The organism is Paenibacillus sp. P3E, assembly GCF_001909045.1.
Taxonomy (GTDB): domain Bacteria; phylum Bacillota; class Bacilli; order Paenibacillales; family Paenibacillaceae; genus Paenibacillus_AQ; species Paenibacillus_AQ helianthi.
The window spans coordinates 16,727-38,768 of sequence record NZ_LVWH01000148.1 but is presented as its reverse complement, the minus strand read 5'-3'; the positions used below and the strand labels follow the sequence as shown (position 1 = coordinate 38,768).

16 protein-coding genes and 1 other annotated feature are annotated in these 22,042 nt (G+C 49.6%); of the genes, 4 read left to right on the top strand and 12 right to left on the bottom strand.

Annotated elements, in window-relative coordinates; all coding sequences use genetic code 11:
- Nucleotides 1-60: 60 nt before the first annotated feature.
- The 3 genes from A3842_RS12755 to A3842_RS12745 form a co-directional block, all read right to left on the bottom strand.
- Nucleotides 61-1,176 carry an aminopeptidase gene (locus tag A3842_RS12755; RefSeq protein WP_074101662.1) on the bottom strand — a complete coding sequence of 372 codons (1,116 nt, stop codon included), beginning with the start codon at nt 1,174-1,176 and terminating at the stop codon, nt 61-63.
- Between the two features lie 95 nt (nt 1,177-1,271).
- The gene (locus tag A3842_RS12750; RefSeq protein ID WP_074101661.1) at nt 1,272-2,135 is read right to left on the bottom strand and encodes a hypothetical protein; all 864 of its coding nucleotides are present in this window, start codon (nt 2,133-2,135) and stop codon (nt 1,272-1,274) included.
- Nucleotides 2,136-2,237: 102 nt separating this feature from the next.
- Complete coding sequence (locus A3842_RS12745; RefSeq protein ID WP_074101660.1) at nt 2,238-4,244, bottom strand: sensor domain-containing diguanylate cyclase; 2,007 nt, start codon at nt 4,242-4,244, stop codon at nt 2,238-2,240.
- Nucleotides 4,245-4,706: 462 nt separating this feature from the next.
- On the opposite strand from A3842_RS12745, the gene rpsD reads away from it, so the two are divergent.
- Nucleotides 4,707-5,306: a 30S ribosomal protein S4 gene (gene rpsD / locus A3842_RS12740; RefSeq protein ID WP_025704015.1), complete on the top strand. Its 600-nt coding sequence runs from the start codon at nt 4,707-4,709 to the stop codon at nt 5,304-5,306.
- Nucleotides 5,307-5,421: 115 nt separating this feature from the next.
- Here the strand turns inward: rpsD and tyrS are convergent, their stop codons facing one another.
- Nucleotides 5,422-6,675: a tyrosine--tRNA ligase gene (tyrS, locus tag A3842_RS12735; RefSeq protein ID WP_074101659.1), complete on the bottom strand. Its 1,254-nt coding sequence runs from the start codon at nt 6,673-6,675 to the stop codon at nt 5,422-5,424.
- A gap of 80 nt (nt 6,676-6,755) precedes the next feature.
- Nucleotides 6,756-7,012 (bottom strand) — a binding site (T-box leader).
- Between the two features lie 137 nt (nt 7,013-7,149).
- Between tyrS and A3842_RS12730 the strand changes: the two genes are divergently transcribed.
- Entirely contained in the window at nt 7,150-10,119 is a 2,970-nt protein-coding gene (locus A3842_RS12730; RefSeq protein WP_074101658.1) for a transglycosylase domain-containing protein, read from the top strand.
- A gap of 98 nt (nt 10,120-10,217) precedes the next feature.
- Here the strand turns inward: A3842_RS12730 and acsA are convergent, their stop codons facing one another.
- Complete coding sequence (gene acsA, locus A3842_RS12725; protein ID WP_074101657.1) at nt 10,218-11,942, bottom strand: acetate--CoA ligase; 1,725 nt, start codon at nt 11,940-11,942, stop codon at nt 10,218-10,220.
- 160 nt (nt 11,943-12,102) lie between these two features.
- Here acsA and A3842_RS12720 point away from each other — a divergent pair, with 160 nt between their 5' ends.
- On the top strand, nt 12,103-12,735 hold the full coding sequence (locus A3842_RS12720) for a GNAT family N-acetyltransferase (protein ID WP_074101656.1): 633 nt from the start codon (nt 12,103-12,105) through the stop codon (nt 12,733-12,735).
- Nucleotides 12,736-12,765: 30 nt separating this feature from the next.
- Here A3842_RS12720 and A3842_RS12715 read toward each other — a convergent pair whose 3' ends face one another.
- From A3842_RS12715 to A3842_RS12705, 3 genes are all read right to left on the bottom strand, one after another.
- Nucleotides 12,766-13,461, bottom strand: coding sequence for a 5'-methylthioadenosine/adenosylhomocysteine nucleosidase (locus A3842_RS12715; protein WP_074088562.1), 696 nt, complete (start codon nt 13,459-13,461; stop codon nt 12,766-12,768).
- Nucleotides 13,462-13,554: 93 nt separating this feature from the next.
- On the bottom strand, nt 13,555-14,565 hold the full coding sequence (ccpA, locus tag A3842_RS12710; RefSeq protein ID WP_074088561.1) for a catabolite control protein A: 1,011 nt from the start codon (nt 14,563-14,565) through the stop codon (nt 13,555-13,557).
- 319 nt (nt 14,566-14,884) lie between these two features.
- Nucleotides 14,885-15,289 carry a hypothetical protein gene (locus A3842_RS12705; protein ID WP_178382344.1) on the bottom strand — a complete coding sequence of 135 codons (405 nt, stop codon included), beginning with the start codon at nt 15,287-15,289 and terminating at the stop codon, nt 14,885-14,887.
- 282 nt (nt 15,290-15,571) lie between these two features.
- Here A3842_RS12705 and A3842_RS12700 point away from each other — a divergent pair, with 282 nt between their 5' ends.
- Complete coding sequence (locus tag A3842_RS12700; RefSeq protein ID WP_074101655.1) at nt 15,572-16,096, top strand: type 1 glutamine amidotransferase domain-containing protein; 525 nt, start codon at nt 15,572-15,574, stop codon at nt 16,094-16,096.
- Between the two features lie 58 nt (nt 16,097-16,154).
- On the opposite strand, the gene A3842_RS12695 is transcribed toward A3842_RS12700, so the two are convergent.
- From A3842_RS12695 to A3842_RS12680, 4 genes are all read right to left on the bottom strand, one after another.
- Nucleotides 16,155-17,579 (bottom strand): DUF4179 domain-containing protein, encoded by a 1,425-nt coding sequence (locus A3842_RS12695; protein ID WP_074101654.1) that lies wholly within the window; start codon nt 17,577-17,579, stop codon nt 16,155-16,157.
- Nucleotides 17,566-18,105, bottom strand: a complete 540-nt coding sequence (locus A3842_RS12690; protein ID WP_074101653.1) for a sigma-70 family RNA polymerase sigma factor — start codon at nt 18,103-18,105, stop codon at nt 17,566-17,568. Before A3842_RS12690 ends, A3842_RS12695 begins: the two co-directional genes overlap by 14 nt.
- 209 nt (nt 18,106-18,314) lie before the next feature.
- Entirely contained in the window at nt 18,315-20,081 is a 1,767-nt protein-coding gene (ptsP, locus tag A3842_RS12685) for a phosphoenolpyruvate--protein phosphotransferase (RefSeq protein WP_074088557.1), read from the bottom strand.
- Complete coding sequence (locus tag A3842_RS12680; RefSeq protein ID WP_074088556.1) at nt 20,078-21,964, bottom strand: glucose PTS transporter subunit IIA; 1,887 nt, start codon at nt 21,962-21,964, stop codon at nt 20,078-20,080. The genes ptsP and A3842_RS12680 overlap by 4 nt, the downstream gene beginning before the upstream one ends.
- Nucleotides 21,965-22,042 lie beyond the last annotated feature (78 nt).

The following is a 22,042-nucleotide window of genomic DNA, read 5'->3' as shown; positions in this document are numbered from 1 at the left end:
CGTGCAAGGAATTTTCCTGAAAATAGAATGTAAGCCGCTAAATTCGCTTATGAACCCATTTTATTTCAGGTTTTCGGGGTTCAGACCTTTCAGTTCAGGAAGAACAAAAATCCCATCCTTGCGGATTAGCACATCGTCAAAATAGATTTCGCCGCCACCGTATTCTGGACGCTGGATGAGAACCAGGTCCCAGTGAATCGAGGACCGGTTCCCGTTATCCGTTACATCATAGGCTTGGCCCGGGGTGAAATGCAGACTGCCGGCGATTTTCTCATCAAACAGAATGTCTTTCATAGGGTGCAGGATATATGGATTGAAGCCGATCGCAAATTCGCCAATATGGCGGGCACCATCGTCAGAATCCAGAATCTCGTTCAACCGCGCGGTATCATTGCTTGTAGCTTCAACAATTTTCCCGTTTTCGAATTTGAATTTGACATTTTCGAAAGTCACTCCGTTATACAGTGTGGCAGCGTTATAGCTGATCGTTCCATTCACGGAGTCACGGACTGGAGCGCTATAAACCTCACCGTCTGGAATGTTTTTCTGTCCGGAGCATTTCTCTGCACCAATCCCCTGAACGGAGAAAGTAAGCTCTGTACCTGGTCCGGCAACGCGGACCTTATCCGTTCTTCGCATGAGGTCAGCAAGCGCGTCCTGAGCCTTATCCATTTTGGCATAATCCAGATTGCAGACCTCAAAGTAGAAGTCCTCAAAGGCTTCCGTGGTGGTATTGGCTAATTGGGCCATACTAGCATTGGGATACCGAAGAACAACCCATTTTGTGTGCTTGACGCGTTGTTCGCTATGTACCGGATGAGAATACAGGGAATTATACAATTTCATATTTTCTTCAGGCACGTCCGAGAGGTCATTAACGTTCTCCCCGGCACGTATTCCGATATAGCAATCCATTTGTTTCATCCGGTTCAGATCGATTTCCGCCCAGGCTTCAAGCCCTTCACGTGTCGCATATTTAAGCATGCTTCGCAGGACTGTACGGTCGGTAAGCTGCACAAATGCACGGCCTCCGGCTTTACCCACTTCCTCCACCACAGCTTTGATCAAATCTCTCTCGCTGCCGATCATTTCGACTAGCACGTTTTCGCCCGGCTGCACGTTTACAGAGTAGCTTACAAGGTTTTCCGCAAGCTTTTGAATCCTTGGATCCTTCATTCTTTTCTCTCTTCCTTCCTCATGCTAAATAGTAGACATACCGTTTCATTGTAGCACGCCTGTACTGGAGCGCAAGGCATGGGGGACACCGAAATTCAGCGGTAGCCATAAAAATTGACCTGTGTTAGATAAATTTCTTCTACGGTACTGCCACTTACGGTTTGGACTCCAGGACGGCTTACTTTTCGGCTGCTGGTCAGGCTCTTTGGAAGGTTGCGTTTCTTATCCACCTTAAGATAGTACACCGTCTTGACGGATACCTGCTTAAGCTTCTGCTGAAGTTCATTGTTCTTCTGCTCCCATACCAGCTGCAAAGACTCCAATCCCTTGTCCGCTGTCTTAAGGTTTATCGTGGACCCTTCTGGGCGGATGGCATCCATCTGATGCTGGAGCTCCGCAGCTAGCTGTCTCTTCGATTCCGCTTCACTGAGCTCGATGCGCAACACCCTTGTTCCTCTTGCTGTACCGGCTTCTTCGGTCACCTTTTTTTCCAGATTCTCCAGTTCGTCGAGCTGGCGGATCGGATTAAGCGCAGGCAGCGGATTATCTCCCTGGGCAGAACCCTTCTCCGACAGCAGGGTCCATTCGCCATTATTCTTCTCGAGCTTGGAATAGTAGGCTGGAGTTCCTGCCGGGCTTGATTTCAGCGTTACCTTTTCTCCCCTGGCCGCCGTGCGAGGTGTCCCCCTATCCGGCAAAACAGTGTAAAGACTTACCTTGTTATGTTCTGCAACAGATCCTCCATAGTATAGCGCAGCTTCCGGAGCAGGTTTGCCGTTAAGCAGCAGGGAAGAAGCCCCTTCGAAGGATACCCCGTCGCTCCCGTCCATCCCGGCTAGCGCCAGATTCAGATTCTCAGCCGCAGGTTTGTTATTTATGGGTCCACAGCTCGTGCATAGTATCGCGGAGCCCAGCAGAAGAGTGCTCAGGACCTTTTTCTTAACATTTGTTTTTCTCATAGTATTCAAGCCTTTCAGGTTAAGAGTGTTAATATTTCTTTAGAGTCTCCTACACACTGAGGCTTATACGCCCAAGCCAAACACAAAAAAGAATCCTCAGGCTTACACCCAAGGATTCTTCGCACCAACTTCGGCTTTTTTATTATCAATTACGACCAGGTTTCTGCCGTTATTCTTCGCATCATATAGCGCCATGTCTGCCCGATAGAAAAGCGATTCCACGCTGACCTTCTCGTCGGTCCAGCTCCACTCTGCAATCCCGCAGGAGACGGTAACACGCGGCTTGGTCTCACCCATTACCCGATTGCGGATGCGTTCCGCTACAAATACAGCCTGCTGAACGCCAAGCTGGGGCAAATAGACTGCAAGCTCCTCGCCGCCCCATCTCGCGGCAATATCTCCCTGACGGATAGATGACTTGACGATTTCGCTTACCTGCTTCAGAATTTTATCGCCCTGCTGGTGTCCGTATGTGTCATTGACCATCTTGAACTGATCGATATCGACAACAATTAAGGAACCGCAAAAATCTGTAACCTGCTTGTCCTTAATTACTTCGTCCAGATAATGCCTCGCATACAATCCGGTCAGAGTATCACGGTTTGCCAAACGCCGAACCTCGGCATGCAGACGTGCATTGCCTACTGCAAGTCCGATATGGCCAGCCATCGCTTGAAGCAGCCTGTAGCTGTCATAAGAGAAGAAATGCGGATCACGGTGGGTAAGCATAATTGCGCCGCGAACCTCTCCGCCGACACTAAGTGGAGTAGCGATGATAGAATTAGACCCGGTAGCATCCATCAGACGCGAATAGGTACCCGCCGAATTCTGATAATCGGATAGAATAAGCGCCTCGCCCGTGGCATACACCTTGCCTCCAAGACCTGCACTCTTCTCAATAATTTCGCCCAGCAGAGGATGATAGTTGCAGGCGATCGCCTCCAGCCCGCCCTTTTCTTCATTCATATGCAAAATACAGCAATAATCTGCATCAAACATATCAAGCAGCTCTTCAAAGGCATATTGAAAGATCTCCCCGAGCCGCAGGCTTTGGTTCAGACGCTGAGTGAGTTCATTGCTCATGCGCAGTTCTCGAATCAGCTGGTTGGAACGTTCATACAGTTTGGCATTTTCAAAAGCAGTCCCTGCAGTATCAGCTACCATGGTTAGAAAGCGCAAATCGACCTCCGGAAAAGAGGGCTTGTCCATCACCATATGAAATACGCCATATACCCCTTGCTTCCCGCCGAGCGGAAGGCCAATCTCAACGGAATGGCTATCATCGCGTCCGGCATACAAGGCAACTCGGCCATCCTTGAATGCCTTGGCGCACACATCATCATTGGCCCAGCACAGCGGGAGCGGTTTGACCTGAGGATGAGTGCTCCGGTGGTCCTGTGACATGAAGAGTTCCAGTCTGGCTCCCGGGTACATGGCCGAAATACTGTCAATAACCTCATTAAGCACAGCGTTCACATCTATATTGTCATGCATCCGCTGCACAATTTGGAAGAGCAGTGAACGCCTGTTGCTCTCACGCTCCGCATGAAGATGCACACCAGCCAAGTCAGACACGAACACATGCTCAAATCTGCGGTAAAAGCATGTCTCATAATGTGCCGCCATGGCTTCCGCAGTATGCAATCCGCCTTGTTCATATTGATCTTGCGGCATGGCGCAGCCGAGCAGAGCAAAGATTTCCCGTTTACCACGCGAGAATATCGGCAGAACTAAAAAGGACATTTGATGTCCATCAGCCTCTTGATGTGCCGTATATAGCTCTTTTGATTCTAGGGCAAAAGCTGCCGCAGCCTCCCATTGAACCTTCCAGCTTTGCTCCGAATGGCCTATAAAATTTGTATTATCAATATATTTCCCTTCAAAATTAAGCACACCCCAGTTCCAGGACTTCGCGAATGCCGATCCAGCCAGATTTCGCCATTCCCTGAAGCTTTCCACAATCAAACTGGCAGCATAAGGGAAGTCATAGGATACAATATCCATTTCCCTGAGCCATGCGGCGGGATCTTGATTCTCTCCGCTTGATTGCATGGTGTCCTGTAACAGCACACGATTATCCTTGCATTCGTATGCTTCCCGCTCTGACATAAAGAGGATCCCCTTTGCATCTCAAAACAAGCAGAAACGACTTTGCCGCCCTCAAATAGGCCTGTAACGTTTCAACAAGAAAGAGAAGGATAATTTTAAAATAGCTTTCCGATAACATCTAATTAGTTATATTTTACTCCCTTTCTTTAGGTATTGCATTATATTTTCCTCAAAACCGGGATTTTTTTTAGGACCAAAGAACTAACGACAAAGATAGACAAAAACTCTTTTAAGTTGCTCTTGACTTTACCTGTCATTTTCATATAATATTTATTGTTGAACAAGACTGTAACAAGTCTTAATTGGGCGTAACGTTGTGTCACCCTCACGCATCTCGTTACTGCCAGGGCAGCGGCTGAACTTCCCCGGCAGTGTGAAACCATCTAACGCTTTCACGGATACGATTTGCGGCGCAAATAGGCCCTAACATGAAATTTCAATTATAAAGGAGTCTACTATAACATGGCACGTTACACCGGACCTAAATTCAAACTCAGCCGCCGTCTGGGCATTTCCCTTAGCGGTACAGGCAAAGACCTGAAACGCCCTTTCCCACCAGGACAGCACGGCGCTAACCAACGCAGAAAAGTAAGTAACTACGGAATGCAGCTTTTGGAAAAGCAAAAACTGCGCCACATGTACGGTTTGGGTGAAAAGCAGTTTAAGACTCTCTTCACTAAAGCACAAAAGCTCCAGGGTATTGCGGGCGAAAACTTCATGTTCCTGCTCGAAAGCCGCTTGGACAACCTGGTATACCGTCTTGGTTTTGCTAACTCCCGCGCTGGTGCGCGTCAGCTGGTATCCCACGGACATGTTACCGTTAACGGCAAAAAAGTCGACATCGCTTCTTACCGTGTAAGCGTGGGCGACGTTATCGGACTTCGTGAAAGAAGCCGCGCTATGGCTTCCATCAAAGAAGCTCTGGAAAACCGTTCCCACCTTCCAGGCTATCTGGAATATGCTGATGGCTCTTTCGAAGGCAAATACATTCGTTTGCCAGAACGTGCCGAGCTGTCCCAAGATATCGATGAAAAGCAAATCGTCGAATTCTACAACCGTTAAGATTTCGCTTATTGCGAAAACGAGTAAAGCCTCCAGAGCAATCTGGGGGCTTTTTTCATTTCCATTGAACAAGAGTACAGCGGGGAGAAATTCCTTCGCTGGTTATTTAGCATTGCTAGACCAAGTTCAACTTAATGAACCTCCGCTTGCCCACCTGGATAATATCTCCGTTTACCGGCATGAATTCACCATTCATTTCTTCCTGTTTCACTTCGTTTAATTTTACTGAGCCTTGCTTAATGCTTCGTTTGGCTTCACCTTTTGAGCCCGCAAAACCAATTCGGGTCAGTAGCTCGGCCAGCTGAATCTTGCCATTCTCAAGCTCAGCAGCTGTGAGATTATAGATCTCGATATTCTCGGGCAGCAACCGCTGCTGAAAGACAGTGATGAAATGCTGCTGCGCAGACTCCGCTGCTGCTGAACCGTGGTATAGGCGTACAAAGGTATAGGCCAGCTTCATTTTGACATCCCTTGGATGTGCCTTCCCTGACGACAGAGCTTCCTTCAGTGCAGCCAGCTCCTCACTGCTGAGGTCCGTAACCATTTCATAGTATCTCAGCATCAGCTCATCCGGAACAGACATGGTCTTCCCGTACATTTCATTCGGATCTTCATCGATACCAATGTAGTTGCCGAGACTCTTGCTCATTTTCTTAACTCCGTCGAGCCCTTCGAGCAAAGGCATCAGTATGACAACCTGCGGCTCTGCACCGTATTCCTTCTGCAGAGTACGCCCCATCAATATATTGAACTTCTGATCCGTACCGCCCAGCTCGATATCAGTCTTGTTCTCAACCGAATCCATTCCCTGCATCAGCGGGTAGAAAAATTCATGAATACTAATGGCCTGGCCGCCCTGGAAGCGTTTCGTGAAATCGTCACGCTCCATCATCCGGGCCACGGTTACTTTTGACGACAAATTTACTACTTCTGCAAAAGTCATCAGACTCAGCCAATCCGAGTTGCATAGTAACTGTGTCTGCTCAGGATTAAGAATCTTGAAAATTTGCCGCTTGTACGTCGCCGCGTTGCGTTGCACATCTTCTTCACTAAGCTGCTTGCGTGTCTCGGATTTACCTGTAGGGTCACCAATCCGTCCAGTGAAATCCCCGATAATCAGCTGGACTACATGCCCAAACCCCTGAAACTGACGCAGCTTGTGGAGCACAACCGTATGCCCGATATGGATGTCCGGAGCCGAAGGGTCCAGTCCCAGCTTAACGTTAAGCGGAACCCCCGTCACTACAGACTTCATCAGCTTGCCTCTCAACTCCTCTTCCGGCACAATTTCTACCACTCCGCGTGAGACCACTTCCAGCTGCCGCTCGACTTCCTGCTGCTGCGCACAGGTCAACTCTTCCCATTTCATAATTACGCCTCCTAAAAAATCTGTTAGTGCATCCTTCGTTCCATGTTCAAATAACGCAAAAAGAGCCTTTCACTCATCCCACAAGGGACGAGCAAAAGACTCGCGGTACCACCCTAATTAAAGATCCGCCGCGCTGGACGCAGCCGTAATCCTCCACTTCATTAAGATAACGGGATCATACCCGGTACCGGACTACTGGACAAGCCAGAATTCAGATTGTCTTTCCTCCGGTCAGCTCCAGACTGTAATTCAAAGGGGCCTGCTACCGGTTCGCACCACCCACCGGCTCTCTGAAACACATGGCTTGCCTTCTACTGATGTCCTTCCACGCCTTTATGATATCTAATTGAATCTATTTGTATCACAGCCGCTTTTCAAAAGTCAATACAGGCTGAAAAGCCGCCTAACGCAGGGGCGCATTCAAAATCGCCAAATTGTGCTATAATAGTTCCGTTAAAAGGAGGATTAACGTCGATGGTTGAGGAGAACAAAAAGAAGAACGTAAAGCAGCGTCCACCCCGTAGATCCTGGCTCCGCAGGTTCGGTTCCGTCGTGAAGTGGATGTTTATACTCGGCATACTCGGCATACTGTTTGCCGGTGGTGCTGTGGCAGGCTATGTCACTTCCATAGTGAAGGACGATCCTGTCCGCTCCGAAGAATTGATCCAACAGCAAGTCAGCCAGAATTCCATTACCGGCTTTGCGTATTTCCGCGATGGCCAACCGATTGGCCAGCTCCGGACTGAAGAGGACCGAAGACTTGTAGAATTCAACAATATTCCGCAGCTCGTGATTGATGCCGTTCTCGCTATAGAGGACAATAATTTCTACAATCATAAAGGGGTCGATTTCAGCGGCACCCTGCGTGCCGTTAAGCAAAAGTTGCTGAACGAATCCGTCCAGACCGGCGGGAGCACCCTGACCCAGCAATTGGCGCGGCGCGTGTTCCTTAATCTGGACCGGACAGAGGACCGCAAGATCAAGGAGATCCTGCTGTCTCTAAGGTTGGAACGATATTTATCCAAGCAGGAAATTTTGACGGCCTATTTGAATAAGGTTCCTTTCGGAAACGGATCCAACGGCTACAATGTGTACGGTATCAAAGCTGCAGCTAAAGGGATTTTCGGATTAGATGACCTGGAAAAGCTGAATATTGCCCAAGCTGCTTATTTAGCCGGACTCCCCCAGCTCCCCTCCAAGTATTCCGCGTTTAATGGAGTTGGTGCATTTAATGAAACCGCATTTAAACGTGCCATGGAGCGCCAAAAGCTTGTACTTCGCCGGATGCTGGAGGAGAACAAAATCACTGCCTCCCAGTATAACGAAGCACTCCAGTTTGATATCAAGAGTTCTTTAGCGCCGCATACGAAGAAGGCTTACGCTACATATCCTTATTTGATGCTAGAGACGGAACGCAAAGCGGCCGAGGTCCTACTGTCCATCAATGAAGGCAATAACGGTGTGGTCGATCCGAATTCCCCTTCTACTGAAGATAACAGTGTGCAGCTGGAGGAAGCGCGCCAACAGCTTATGACCGGAGGCTACCGCGTATATACAACGATTGATAAAAAGGTATACAGCGCTATGCACGGCATCTCCGAGGACAGCGGAAACTTCACAAAGGACAGCAAGGCGAGAGGCAAGGAACAGACGGCAGGCATGATGATCAACAACAAAACCGGGGCTATCCTGGGCATGATTGAAGGCAGAGACTTCAACATTGAGCAGATGAACTATGCTACGCAAATGGTTCGCCAGCCGGGTTCGACCATGAAACCGATAGCTGCCTACCTCCCTGCGCTGGACGCTGGATTCATTCAGCCTGCTGGCATTCTGGATGATGCGCCGATTATTCTCAAAGACGGAGGTAAAGGATTCCACATACCGAAAAATGCCAACAACCGGTATCAGGGTCTGGTCACAGCCCGTTATGCGCTTAACAAATCCTTGAACTTGCCAGCCCTGAAGCTGTTCAATGAGAAGGTTGGAATCGAGAAGGCATGGGCTTTTGCCAAGAAACTGGGCATTACCACCATACAGGATAATGATTACAACGCCCAGACCGGGGTTATCGGCGGGTTACGCTATGGGGTTACAGTTGAGGAATTAACAAATGCCTACTCCTCTATTGGGAATCAGGGGGCATTCAATGACGCCTATATGATCGAGAAGATTGTAGATTCCCAAGGTAAAATTATTTACCAGCATAAAGTAAATCCCGAGCAGGTCTACTCTAAGCAAACCGCTTATCTGATGACGGATATGCTGCGCACGGTTATTACCGAAGGAACAGCAAGTACAGTTAAGAAAAACTATAAGCACTTCAAAGATGTGCCGATTGTCGGCAAAACCGGTTCTACCCAAAATTATGGGGATGTGTGGTTTATGGGCTATACACCGGATGTGACCCTTGGCATGTGGGTGGGCTACAAGGAGCAAATTCATACTCTACAGGGCGATACCCAGAAACGGCAGGCACAGACCCTATGGACGAAAGTGATGAATGCCGTTATTGATAAGCAGCCTGAGCTTTTTGTCACGAAGGAATTCCCAAAACCTGAAGGAATCGTCAAAAAGACAGTGTCTGCATACAGCGGTAAGCTTCCTACTGACTTGACCGACAGGTTCACTACAGATGTATTCAATGCAAAATTTGTGCCGACCGCAAGTGATGACGGAATCTCCAAAGCCAAGTATATTAGCTATAATGGAGTGAACTATATCCCTCTGGATGGCACACCTGAGGACTTCCTCAAACAAAAAATTGTCGTCAAGCGTGAAAAACCAATTCAGGATCTGGTAAAGGAACTGCTTGCCGCTTTCCCATCAATGAAGGAGCATGAACCGCTGGAATATTATATGCCTGAAGATGCCAAATCCGACTTCCCTACCGAGGTTGATCCCCGTGTGGATGATGGCAGTGCACCAACAGCTCCAAGCGGAGTCAATGTATCCTACAGTACGGGCAAGGCTGTCATTACCTTTAATCCGAGCGGTTCACCGGATGTAGTCGGCTACCGCTTGTACCGTTCGCTGAACGGTGGTTCGTTCAAGAAGCAGGCTGTTCTGTCTGTTGGTGAAGGGACTACTTTTACACCAGGTACTCCGGCTAACGTAAATGCCTCATTCTATGTGGCTGCCGTAGATGTTGCCGGTCATGAGTCGGCATCCGGCAGTGTAGCAGGAGGAGTTACACCTACCCCGGAATCGACTCCACCACCGGCAGATATTCCGGATACAGAAGCGACACCCGACCCGGGAGCCGGGCCGTCAGCTACAGAGGATCCCGGGATGATTATTATCCCGCCATCGGGTGGCTCTGACGTTCCTGCCGGATCGGGCACTAATGCCGCTGGTGAAGAAGTCAATGCCACAGGTAGAGGCAATGCTGCTGCTGGCGGAGGAAACGCTGCTGGCGGGAATGCCGGAGCTACAACACCTTAATATTGGTCTGCAGAAACTGTCAGACTCTCGAAACCCAAAAAACACCGCTACCGGTTCATGGCCGGCAGTGGTGTTTTTTGGTATACCTATATCGCTCTTTAATCCTCAATGGTGGACAGATCACCTGCGGGGAGATGCAGCTCCCAGGCTTTCAGAACGCGGCGCATAATTTTACCGGATCGGGTCTTGGGCAGCTTTTCCCTGAATTCGATTTCACGCGGCGCTGCATGAGCGGATAATCCCGTTTTGACAAAAGCCGCAATTTCCTCCTTCAGCTCGGCCGTGGGGAAATAACCATCCCGTAAAGAAATGAACGCCTTAATAATCTCTCCCCGCATAACATCCGGTTTACCGATAACCCCGGCTTCAGCTACCGCAGGATGCTCTACCAGCTTGCTCTCCACCTCGAAAGGTCCGATCCGCTCACCAGAGGAATTGATGACATCATCGATACGGCCCTGGAACCAGAAATAGCCGTCCTCGTCCATGTAAGCAGAATCTCCGGAGATGTACCAGCCGGGAATGCGGAAGTACTCCTCGTATTTCGCTTGGTTATTCCAGATCTTACCCATCATAGAGGGCCAAGGGGTCCGAATGGCCAGGTTGCCCATGGAATAAGGCGGTAACAGATTACCCCGGTCATCCAGTATAGCAGCTTCGATACCGGGCAGTGGCCGCCCCATGGAGCCGGGCTTGATATCCATTCCAGGGTAATTACAGATCAGCTGTGCTCCGGTTTCCGTCATCCACCACGTATCATGAATGCGCTGCCGATAGAATTTATCTCCCCAGCGCACCACTTCGGGATTCAGCGGTTCCCCTACTGACAGGACATGACGCAGACTGCTAAGATCCATCCCCTGCAGGCTTGCCTCTCCTGCCCCCATGAGCATGCGGAATGCGGTAGGTGCACTGTACCATACAGTAACCGCAAACCGTTCAATGGTCTTATACCAATCCTGCGGACTGAAGCGGCCACCACGTACAACATTGGTCACACCGTTCAGCCAAGGGGCAAAAATCCCATAAGAGGTTCCCGTGACCCATCCTGGATCGGCTGTGCACCAATAGATATCGTCAGGACGCAAGTCAAGTACAATCTTCCCTGTATAATAATGCTGAATCATTGCTCTTTGCACATGGTATACACCTTTGGGCTTGCCGGTTGAGCCGGAAGTATAATGCATAATCAGCCCATCCTCCAGACTAAGCCATTCGGGATCAAGCTCCACTGACGCTGCAGCGGTTTCTTCTTCATAGCTTACTAGCCCATGTTCAATATCTGCAGTGCCTCCTACCACAAAAATATGCTTCAGCGCAGGCAGCTCTTCACGTTTGACCCGATGCAGCAGCTCCGGTGTGGTTATGAGAGCTACGGCGCCGCTATCCTCCAGGCGGTCTTTAACAGCCGTTTCCATAAACGCCTCAAACAACGGTCCCGCTACCGCACCTACCTTGAGAATACCCAACAGACTGAAATACAGCTCCGGCTTGCGGGGCATAAAAATAAATACTCTGTCTCCCCGGCCAATACCGTGCGCACGCAACACGTTTCCGAAGCGGTTGGACCTTTCCCGCAGATCTGAGAACGTGTACATTTCTTCCCTTACCGCATCACTGTAGATCAAAGCCGTTGCTGCTCCGCGGCCTTCGAGCACATGCCGGTCAATCGCTTCATGAGCCATATTCACCTTGCCGCTCTCATGCCAGGAGAAGTTTTTCTCCACATCCTCCCACCGGAATTCGCTTACTGCCCGGGAATAATCCGCCATATTGGCTTGCTTCACGCGGCCCGGTAAAATTTCGCTGTGGACTTGCCCCATTACTCTTGCCTCCCTCACTCGTTTGATTTAAGCTTTAAGGGCGAGACTCTTCTCTTAAGCAATGCTGTCAATGGATCAATTGTGAATATTTTATGTCGGACCTAGTATATCACAGGAAGCGGTTACATTCTAGATTATAGTGACTGAAGGGAGCCTGGCCATGGAGCACCGCAAAATTCCTGTATCCCATATCCTTCATCAGCAAGATAGTATACTTACCCTTAGTGGACCTCTATCTCCAGACACGCTGAAAGGCCTGCAGATGCATCCTGATCTGGATGCCTTCCGTAAACCGCAGGAACAGTTGGAAGCGCTTATAGAGATTGCTGGATTGCCTGAGGGCCGTGTAATAGCTGCTGTTGCAGGCAACATGATCGCAGGATATGTTACTTTTCACTATCCTGATGAACTGGAGCTGTGGTCCCAGGGCGGTATGGTAGATCTTATAGAGCTGGGTGCTATTGAAGTAGCGGATGGATATCGGGGGATGGGGCTTGCAAAGCTGCTGATTACCAGCGCTTTTGAGCAGGAACAGTTGGAGAATTGCATCGTATTTACAACCGAATATTACTGGCATTGGGATCTTAAAGGCAGTGGACTTGATGTATGGGCTTACCGCCAGATGATGGAGAAGCTTATGCAAACCGTGGACATGGTGTGGTATGCCACAGATGATCCGGAGATCTGCTCCCACCCTGCCAATTGCCTCATGGTCCGTATCGGCCGTGAAGTGCCGATGTCTTCGCAGGAAACCTTTGACCGGGTGCGGTTCAGGCAGCGTTTCATGTACTAACGCGGCAGATCCATCTCCGGAAGGAATGTTTTACATCGCCTTCAGCATATATTCAAGGATAGCATGGGAGCATTCGGCGGCGGTTACCGTAAACTCGTGATAATTCGCATGTGCCGAACCATCTGCTTTATCAGACATGGAGCGGATAATCACAAAAGGAATATCGTTCATGAAGCAAACCTGTGCAACGGCGGCCCCTTCCATTTCCGCGCATGCCCCGTTGAAATGCTCACGGAGCCCAGCCACAACGGCTGCGCTGGCAATAAATTGATCCCCTGACAACACTATTCCCGTAATCCACTTTTGCTTCAGACTCATACAGGCCTCTTCTGCCAACTGAACAAGAGCAGGGTCTGCGGGGAAAGAGGATACCGCCTGATAGGGGATCACACCCCGCGGGTAGCCAAGAGCGGTAACGTCCATATCATGCTGAATGCAGTCCGTTGAGATCACAATATCCCCAATGCCCAGATCCGGATGTACCGCTCCCGCAACACCTGTGAACAACACACGTGCCACGCCAAAGGTATCGATCAGAATTTGTGTCGTTACCGCAGCATTCACTTTGCCGACCCCCGATTTACAGAGAACGATCTGTTTGCCGGAGATTGTACCAGTATAATAAACAATACCCGCCTTAAGAGTGCTCACTTTGTCATCCATGCTGTCGAGCAGCAGTTTAATCTCCTCGTCCATCGCTCCAATTAATCCAATGACTTCGTTCATATGTATCCTCCTACGGTCAAAATCAACGATATAAAACATAAAAAGCCCCAAAAGGAGCTTTCTACGCACTGATATTCAAACCTATTCGAATGTTTACTTATTCACATGATTGACAGACAAACGGAGAATCGTCTCATGCGGCAAAATAACCCTCGGGTTCTCAACAGTTTCCTTCTTCATTAGCTTCGTCAGCAGTCTCATTGCTACAGCACCCAGATCGTACATTGGCTGTGCTACTGTGGTCAGCAATGGACGAACCATGGATGCCATGCGGATGTTATCAACACTGATGATTGAAAAGTCATCTGGAACCTTAAGACCTTCATCCTGAATACTGTGGATTGCTCCAATCGCCATCTCATCGGTTGCAGCAAATATAGCCGTCGGCTTCTTCTTAAGCCCCAGGAAATACTTCATGGCTTCGACACCGGATTCGTAACGATAGTTCCCGATGCGGACCAGGTCCTCCTGATACTCAATGCCTGCCGCTTCCAGTGCTTTCTTATAACCTTGAAAACGGGCATATCCATTGGCAGGGTCCTGCAGTGTACCGCTGATCATCGCAATTTCGCGGTGACCATGACGGATCAGTGTGTTCACAGCATCAAATGCCGCCGTCTCATGGTCGATGTCAACTGAAGGATAGGTTCCCTTCTCATCACGCGTAGCGCAAAGCACGATTGGCACAGCAGACGTCTGGAACGCTTGAATGTGCTCTTCAGTTACCGTCCCGCCCATGAAGAGCAGACCGTCCACTTGCTTCTCCAAAAGCGTATTGATAACACGAATTTCCTTCTCTTTGCGTTTATCCGCGTTACACAAAATAATGTTGTAATGATACATGTTGGCAATATCTTCGATCCCACGCGCAATTTCTGCAAAAATCGAGTTCGAGATATCGGGGATAACAACCCCAACGGTTGTCGTTTTCTTGCTGGCGAGACCTCTCGCCACGGCATTTGGACGATAGCCCAAACGCTCAATCGCTTCAAAAACTTTCTTCCGGGTCTGCGGTTTCACGTTCGGGTTATTGTTCACAACCCGTGATACCGTAGCCATAGATACGCCTGCTTCTCGAGCTACATCGTAAATGGTTACCGTCAAATTACTCTCTCCATTGCGATAAATTTTATCGTTCGACTAATTAAAATTATGATACGACACTTTGTACAATTGTGCAATGATAACGCTTCATTTTCCTTTCAAAATTTCTTTCAAAAGGCCGAGAACGCTATCGCTATACGGAATAAAGGCCTGCTGTTGCATCATTTTCTCCGAATGATTGCTTCTAATGAACTTGTCGCATTCATAGGTTTGTCTGATATGATTCTATCGTATCAAAAAGCGCGTGAAAAATCCAACATTCGTGAAAGATTTTCATTGATTTTGCAGAAAAAATTTCAGAATCCGCTTTATTCTGCATTTATTTTGCTCTTTCTGCCGATTGAACTGTCAATTGAGATATTCTTTTTCCAGTTTCGTCCATCCACTTACGATCAAGAAGATCCGCTGCCACCCGGTAGACATCCAGCAGTAAGTCTATGCGTCCCTGTATGCCGCTCCGGATCGCGTCCTCTACCTCGGACATACCACCCGCGAACAATCCAGCAGCAAAAGTTTCTTTAAGTACACTTGCCCATTCATTCTTGTCCGCAAACGAAATATGCCGCTTAGGCGGTGATTCCCCGAGTTCGTGGATCAGCTTGCCCAGATCGCTTTTGATAAATGGCAGAGGCTCGTAACGGCCGCATTCTGTACAGGTGTAGACTGGAACATGTGTTATTTTTATCTTTGCACTATAGATCAGCGTATGCATATGTATGGTCATGATACCGCCGCAGTCACACGGTTTCTTCATTAATTGTTCCTTATGCATCTCCCACACCTCAGACTTAGTAATAAGATTCCCTGAACGGCTATCTTTAAGAAAAAAAACGAAAACTCTCCTGTTCAATTGCTATATTCGACCTGCTTCCCCTTAATCCCTTCCGATTTGCAAAAAATGATTTATTTGGCAATTAAGCAAAGTATTCCTACGCCCGGGATGACTTCATATTTCAAATTTGCTAGAATGAACTGAAGTCAAGATTGATGAAGGGAGCTGCAAAGCATGAGACTAACCGGAAAAAAGGTCATAGCACTCGTTGACGATGAGTTCGAAGATTTAGAGCTGTGGTACCCGGTGTACCGTGTCAGGGAGGAAGGTGCCGAAGTGCATCTGGCCGGACTGGAAAAAGACAAAACTTACGTTGGAAAATATGGCGTACCCGCCGAAGCCGAATATTCCTGGGATGAACTGAACGCCGCCGATTATGACGGCATTCTGGTGCCGGGCGGCTGGGCTCCCGATAAAATCCGCCGATATAGCGCAGTGCTGAAGCTGGTGCAGGATTTCAACGCCGCCAAGAAGCCAATCGGCCAAATCTGCCATGCCGGCTGGGTGCTGATCTCTGCGAAAATACTGGACGGTGTGACAGTTACATCTACTCCCGGCATCCGTGATGATATGGAAAATGCCGGGGCGATCTGGAAGGATGAGGCTGTCGTCACTGACGGACATATCATCTCGGCCCGCCGGCCACCGGATCTTCCGCCTTACGGCAAAGCCTTTTGCGATGCGCTGGCGGGAGAATAAAATCAATAAGCCCTGCACCTTCAGCTAGAAGGTCAGGGCTCTTATTATGCTTATGCGACTATTTGCGGATAGAGAGGGAAACTTGTTCTTTTATCGGATTGGGGTAGCTGTTAATCTTGAATGTTAGAGGCTCTGGCAGCGCTTCATTACCTATATTGTAATAATACAAAACAGGAATGGCTCCCTGAAGAGTGCTCTCCTTGCGCATAGGCACACTGATGTCTTCAAACCTTGTGGTATGCTGAGTCCCCGAGCCATCTGTAAAGTCCTCGTCCAAAATCATGTTTACATCGTCAATTGCCCTGACTCTTTGCTTAGACGGATAGACTTCCAGCAGCATGGTCCGCTTACCCGAAGCACCGGTATTAACAGAAACCTTTATTCGTTCATCCGGCCCTTTGATTACCTGCTTCTTATCCGTATCAATCACAAGCTCCATTGCATTTTTGTCCAGAGCCTGGATTCCATTGATTCTCAACTCCAGCGGCTCCTTGGAGGTATTAACGTTGTCAAAAACGAGCGTTCGAATCCTGTCTTGGGAAATCGAGCGTTTTGTATGTAACTCCGTAAGGTCATTGCTCCTGCCCAGCATTAGCTGGGGCGAGATCAATCCGAAGATTTCTTTGGAGTTCCGCTCATCATATTCTGCTTCCACATAAATGCCGGATGCCGCAATATACACGCTGTTTATTTTAATGTTCTGGCCTGCAAGAATCATATTTTGATCTATTTTGATGGTTTGTCCGGCTTTGGCAAGAGCTTCTTGATTCAGAGCTACCGGCACGGACAGTTCTGCTGCATAGTCTTCTGTTGTGAAGCGCGCTACATCCCGTTCGTTCTCGTCATAGAGTCCCGCTTTTACGAACAATTGATCCGGCAATTCCGTATATTCTTCGTCCCACAAAATGTGCTGATATCCGCGCGTGATACCCGGCTTCGAATTTTGCGCACTCCTCGGCCCATACCGATCTACCATTGCATCCTCTTCGTTGACCATGGATATTCTAAACTTTCGCGTCTTCTCCAGTGTATGGTTCTGCAGAGAGTAGAGAATGATAATCCCCTTCTGGTCGGCTGCGATGCCGTCTACAGTCAGTCTGTATCCGCTCCGTTCCGCTGAAGTCCCGTTAACCCGCTGCACCAAGCCTGCATCAAGGGCTGATGACACCGTAAGATTACTCCCGACAGCCGTACGGAATACCTCAAACTCCCCCCAGTCGTGCACGGAGCCAAGCTGACTTTGAATAGTACTGTTAGGCAGCCCCTCACGCCCGCCAATCCACGGAACCGCAAACATCAGTACAATGGCCAGCACAGCTAATCCGCCCAGGAAGTAACCCCTTCTGCCCGGAATCCGCCCGCCTCTTGAACCATGGACCCCGCTGCGGATAGCCGTAAGCAGCTTAACCTCGGGTACCTCCGCTGCCTCCAGAGACAGCTCGTCAAAATAATCCTTCAGCAGCTTTTCCTCATTCTGAATCATGCTCCCATGCCCCCTTCCGTTTTAACTTATCACGCAGCTGCTTCAATCCTTTGTTCAGCCAGGTCTTGATGGTTCCTTCCGGCCGGTTCAGCACCTCGGCTATTTCGGATACAGTCATATCCTGGTAATATTTCAGCACCAGCACCTGGCGGTATTTCAGCTTCACGCCGTCCAGCGCCTGCTCCATATCCAGCTTGCGGTCACTGGTCATTTCCATAATCCTGCCGCCGGGGTTTACAGGTTCAACCGGGGTAAGCCGTTTCCTGCGCTTCAGCTCATCCTTGCAACAATTGATCAGGATGCGGGTCAACCAGGGGGCAAACCGCCCGGGGTCCTTGAGGCTGTTGCGTCTGATCCAGGCCCGGTATGTACTTTCCTGCAGTACTTCAAGTGCATCTGGTTCATTTCTCAAGTAACTGTAGGCGATCCCGTAGAGGATTTTCCTCTGCTCCGCGACCTGGCGGATAAACTGCTGTTCCTCCTCTTCCACAGCAAGCACCCGCTCCCCATCCAAAAGATTCTCCATGCTCTGACTTCTCACCCTCTCTGCTCTTTATTAGAATTTCTATATATACTGACTACATTAGCAGGGAAACGGTTTTACTTTTTTTGAAAGCACAGCAAAAATAACCCCACAAAGTGGGGCGCTGGCTTCAATACCGGGGCTAATACTTGCAAAAAATCCGGCGGACCCGCCGGATTCTGCTCACTGTCACTATGGGTTCCCTTGAATACTCAAGAGGTTTTTTCTTTCGAGTCGGCACCTGTCCCAAGCGGAACCCCGCTCCGTCCAGCAAAGGCTGTCAGCAGCTCCTCTGTCTGTGTGCTGGTCCGGTGCTTGAAACAGAACTTGGCCGTTTCTCTGGCTTCAGAAGCCAGCGTGTTCAAGGCGCGGTGCTTCACCTTCAGCAACGCTTGAGGCGACATGCTGAGGTTGCTGATTCCCAGCTCCAGCCAGAGTGGCAAAGACCGTTCATCTGCAGCCATTTCACCGCATACACTAATTTCGATGCCCACACTCTGCGCTGCTTCCACGGTCATCCGGATCATCCGCAGTACTGCGGGATGGTATGGATGATACATATGGGCAATCTGTTCATTCATCCGATCTACCGCCAATACATACTGCACCAGATCGTTCGTGCCGATACTGAAGAAGTCAACCTCTTCTGCCAGAAGATCTGCAATCATCACCGCTGCCGGAACCTCAATCATAATGCCTACAGGCATGTTGCGGTTATACGGAACGCCAAGTTGATCGAGTTCTTCCTTGACCTCGTTCAAGACCGCTTTGGCAGCCTGTACTTCCTCAATGGAAGAAATCATCGGGAACATCATTTTCATATTCCCGTAATGACTGGCCCGCAGTATAGCTGTTATCTGGGTTTTGAACATGTCCTTACGGTCCAGACTGATGCGGATTGCCCGGTAGCCAAGAAATGGATTCTGCTCCTCGGGAAGCTGGAAATAATCCAGATGCTTGTCTCCCCCAATATCCAGTGTGCGGATGACCACCGTTTCGCTTCCTACTTTTTCCGCAACCAGCTTATAGACTTCGAACTGCTCCTCTTCCGTCGGGAAAGAAGTACGGTCCATATACAAAAATTCGGTCCGGAACAGTCCGACACCCTGCGCCCCGTATTTGAGCGCCATATCCAGCTCCTTCACGGAGCTGATATTGCCGGCCAATCGCAGCGGGACGCCATCTTTGGTCACGGCCTCCACGGTAGCGAGCAGTTCCAACTGCTCTTTTTTGCGCTGCTGCTTCGCACGTCTGGATGCATAATCCTCCACGGTCTGTTCATCCGGGTAGAGCTGAACGACTCCGGCTTCACCGTCCATGACCAGCATATCGCCGGTCTGAATCGGAGTCAGGATCTTGTTCTCCAGCCCTGCTACCAGCGGAATACCGAGGGCCCGGGCCATAATGGACGAATGTGAGGTTTTACCCCCCATCATGGTTACGATGCCAAGCACATAGGTAGGATTCAAATGGGCCAACTGAGAAGGTGAGAGCTCCTTGGCCACCAGAATATAAGGCTGCGTATCTGATGGCAGTGTGACCTCCGGCGCTCCCAGGAGATGCTTCAGCAGACGGTTGCCGACATCCTTGATATCGACCGCCCGTTCCTTCATATATTCATCGTCCAGCAGATCAAACATGGCGACAAAGTGGTCAATTGCTTCCTTGACTGCCACTTCGGCCGCTTTGTACTGACGCTCGATAATACCGCGGATTTCACTCATGAATACCGGATCATCCAGAATGGCCAGATGGGCGTCAAAAATGCTCGATTCCTCCGGCCCGACAACCTCACGGAATTCTCTTTTGATAAACTCAATCTCATCCTTAGAGGTACGGATGCCTTCGTATAGACGTTCAAATTCCTTCGCCAGATCTACAGGGTTCACCTGTGTGTCCGGCAGGCTCCATTCCCAGTTCGGCAAGACAAAGGCCTTCCCGATGGCTACACCTGCTGCGGCGCCTATGCCTTGTATCATGCTTCAATCCCTCCAACATTGCTTTCATGTAAAACTACGGACATCACAGAAGACTGTCCTTTTTTAACATTTTTAAATGGAGCATAGCTCCAGGATTTTACACGGTCCGGGTTGGTGATGACCATCGGGGTAGCTAATGAGGCTGCATGGTCACGTAAAAAGGTCAGGTCAAATTTGACCAGCAGCTGCCCTGGCTCCACACTGTCCCCTTCCTTCACGAGCGCCTCAAACGGCCCTTTTAGCTGTGAAGTATCGATCCCTATATGCATAAGCACCTCCAGCCCCTCTGGTGTAGAAATGCCTACTGCATGCATGGTTGGGTATACGTGCATGACTTTGCCGAAGACCGGCGAGACGAGCTCTCCCTTTTCCGGGAAAAAGGCCACCCCGTCTCCAACCAGCTTCGCGGCAAAAATATGGTCAGGCACCTCTTCAATCGGCATCATCCGGCCCTGAATCGGCGAACTGAACAGCACTTGAGGCAGATCACGGAGCAGAAGCTTGTTGATCTCTTCACGGATCAGCTCCGAATAGGTCCCGAATACGACCTGAACATTTCCGCCGCCCAGCTTGATAATACCTGCCGAACCCAGGCCCTTCAGCGCCCCCGTATCTACATTTCTGTCATTGTGTACCGTTAATCTTAGCCTTGTGATACAGGCTTGCACCTGAACGATGTTTTCCTTCCCGCCCAGCGCTTCAAGGATCAATGGTGCCTGGTAAGGGATGTTACCCGCCCAGTCGCCAAGCTCCGAGCCTTCCTCACGTCCCGGAGTCGGAATCTGAAAGCGCCGGATTGCCCAGCGGAACACATTATAGTAGACAATGCCATAGCCGATCCCAATCGGAATGAGCAGCCAGGCTCGCTGTGATAAATGCAGATTAAGGAAGAAATCAATGGCCCCTGCAGAATAGGAGAAGCCGTGATGAATGCCGAGCGCATAGGTCAGCACCATCGCCAAGCCGGACATGACCACATGAAGTGCGAACAAATAAGGAGAAGCAAACAAGAAAGCAAACTCGATCTGCTCCGATACTCCGGTTAAAAAGCAGACCAAAGCGGCGCGCAAAAACGTCTTCTTGATTTTGGGCTTCAAATCCTCACGCGCTTCCTGAATAATGGCAAACGCAATTGCCGGCAGCGCGAACATCATAATCGGAAACAGACCGGCCATAAATATACCCGCTGTAGGATCTCCGGCAAAAAAACGCGGCAAATCCCCCTGCACGACCGCGCTGCCGTCAGGTGTAGCATAGGTTCCCAGCTGAAACCAGAACAGATTATTCAAAATATGATGCAGTCCAAATGCCGTAAGCACCCTGTAAAGAACCCCGTAGACGAAGACTCCGTATCCGCCGGTCATCTGAATATCCCGGAACATAATATCCAGGCCATGCTGCAGCACCGGTGACAGTCCAAGCATCACCCAGGCGAACAGCGCGGAGAATAGTCCCATGAACAGCAAAACAAAACGCGATCCTCCAAAAAACTGGATCGCCTCCGGCAGCTTGATATTTTTGAACCGGTTATGCGCCACACCAGCAACAATTCCGAGGATAATTCCGATTAGTGTTGCAGGCTGTACAGCCCCGTCTCCCATGTTGGAAACAATCCGGTCATAAGTGAACATCCCCGCGAGTGCCGCCATCCCCGCCGGTCCGGCCTGATTGGACAACCCCCACGCCACACCGACAGCAAACAAATAAGGCATGAAATAAAATATCCCCTGCCCCGCGTAAGTAGTCACTTCGGATACCGAAGAAAGTCCCCATGCAGACCACGGCAAGCTGCCCAGACTCAGCAGAATAGCCGCCGCCGGAAGCACCATGGTAGGAAGCATAATGGCTCTGCCCAACTGCTGCAAAGATCCGAGCCAATTCAAGGTGACCCTCTCCTTTCATTCTATATTGAATGGTAAGCGCTACAGCAGCTTTTGTCAAAAGATTATGAGCGCAAAGTT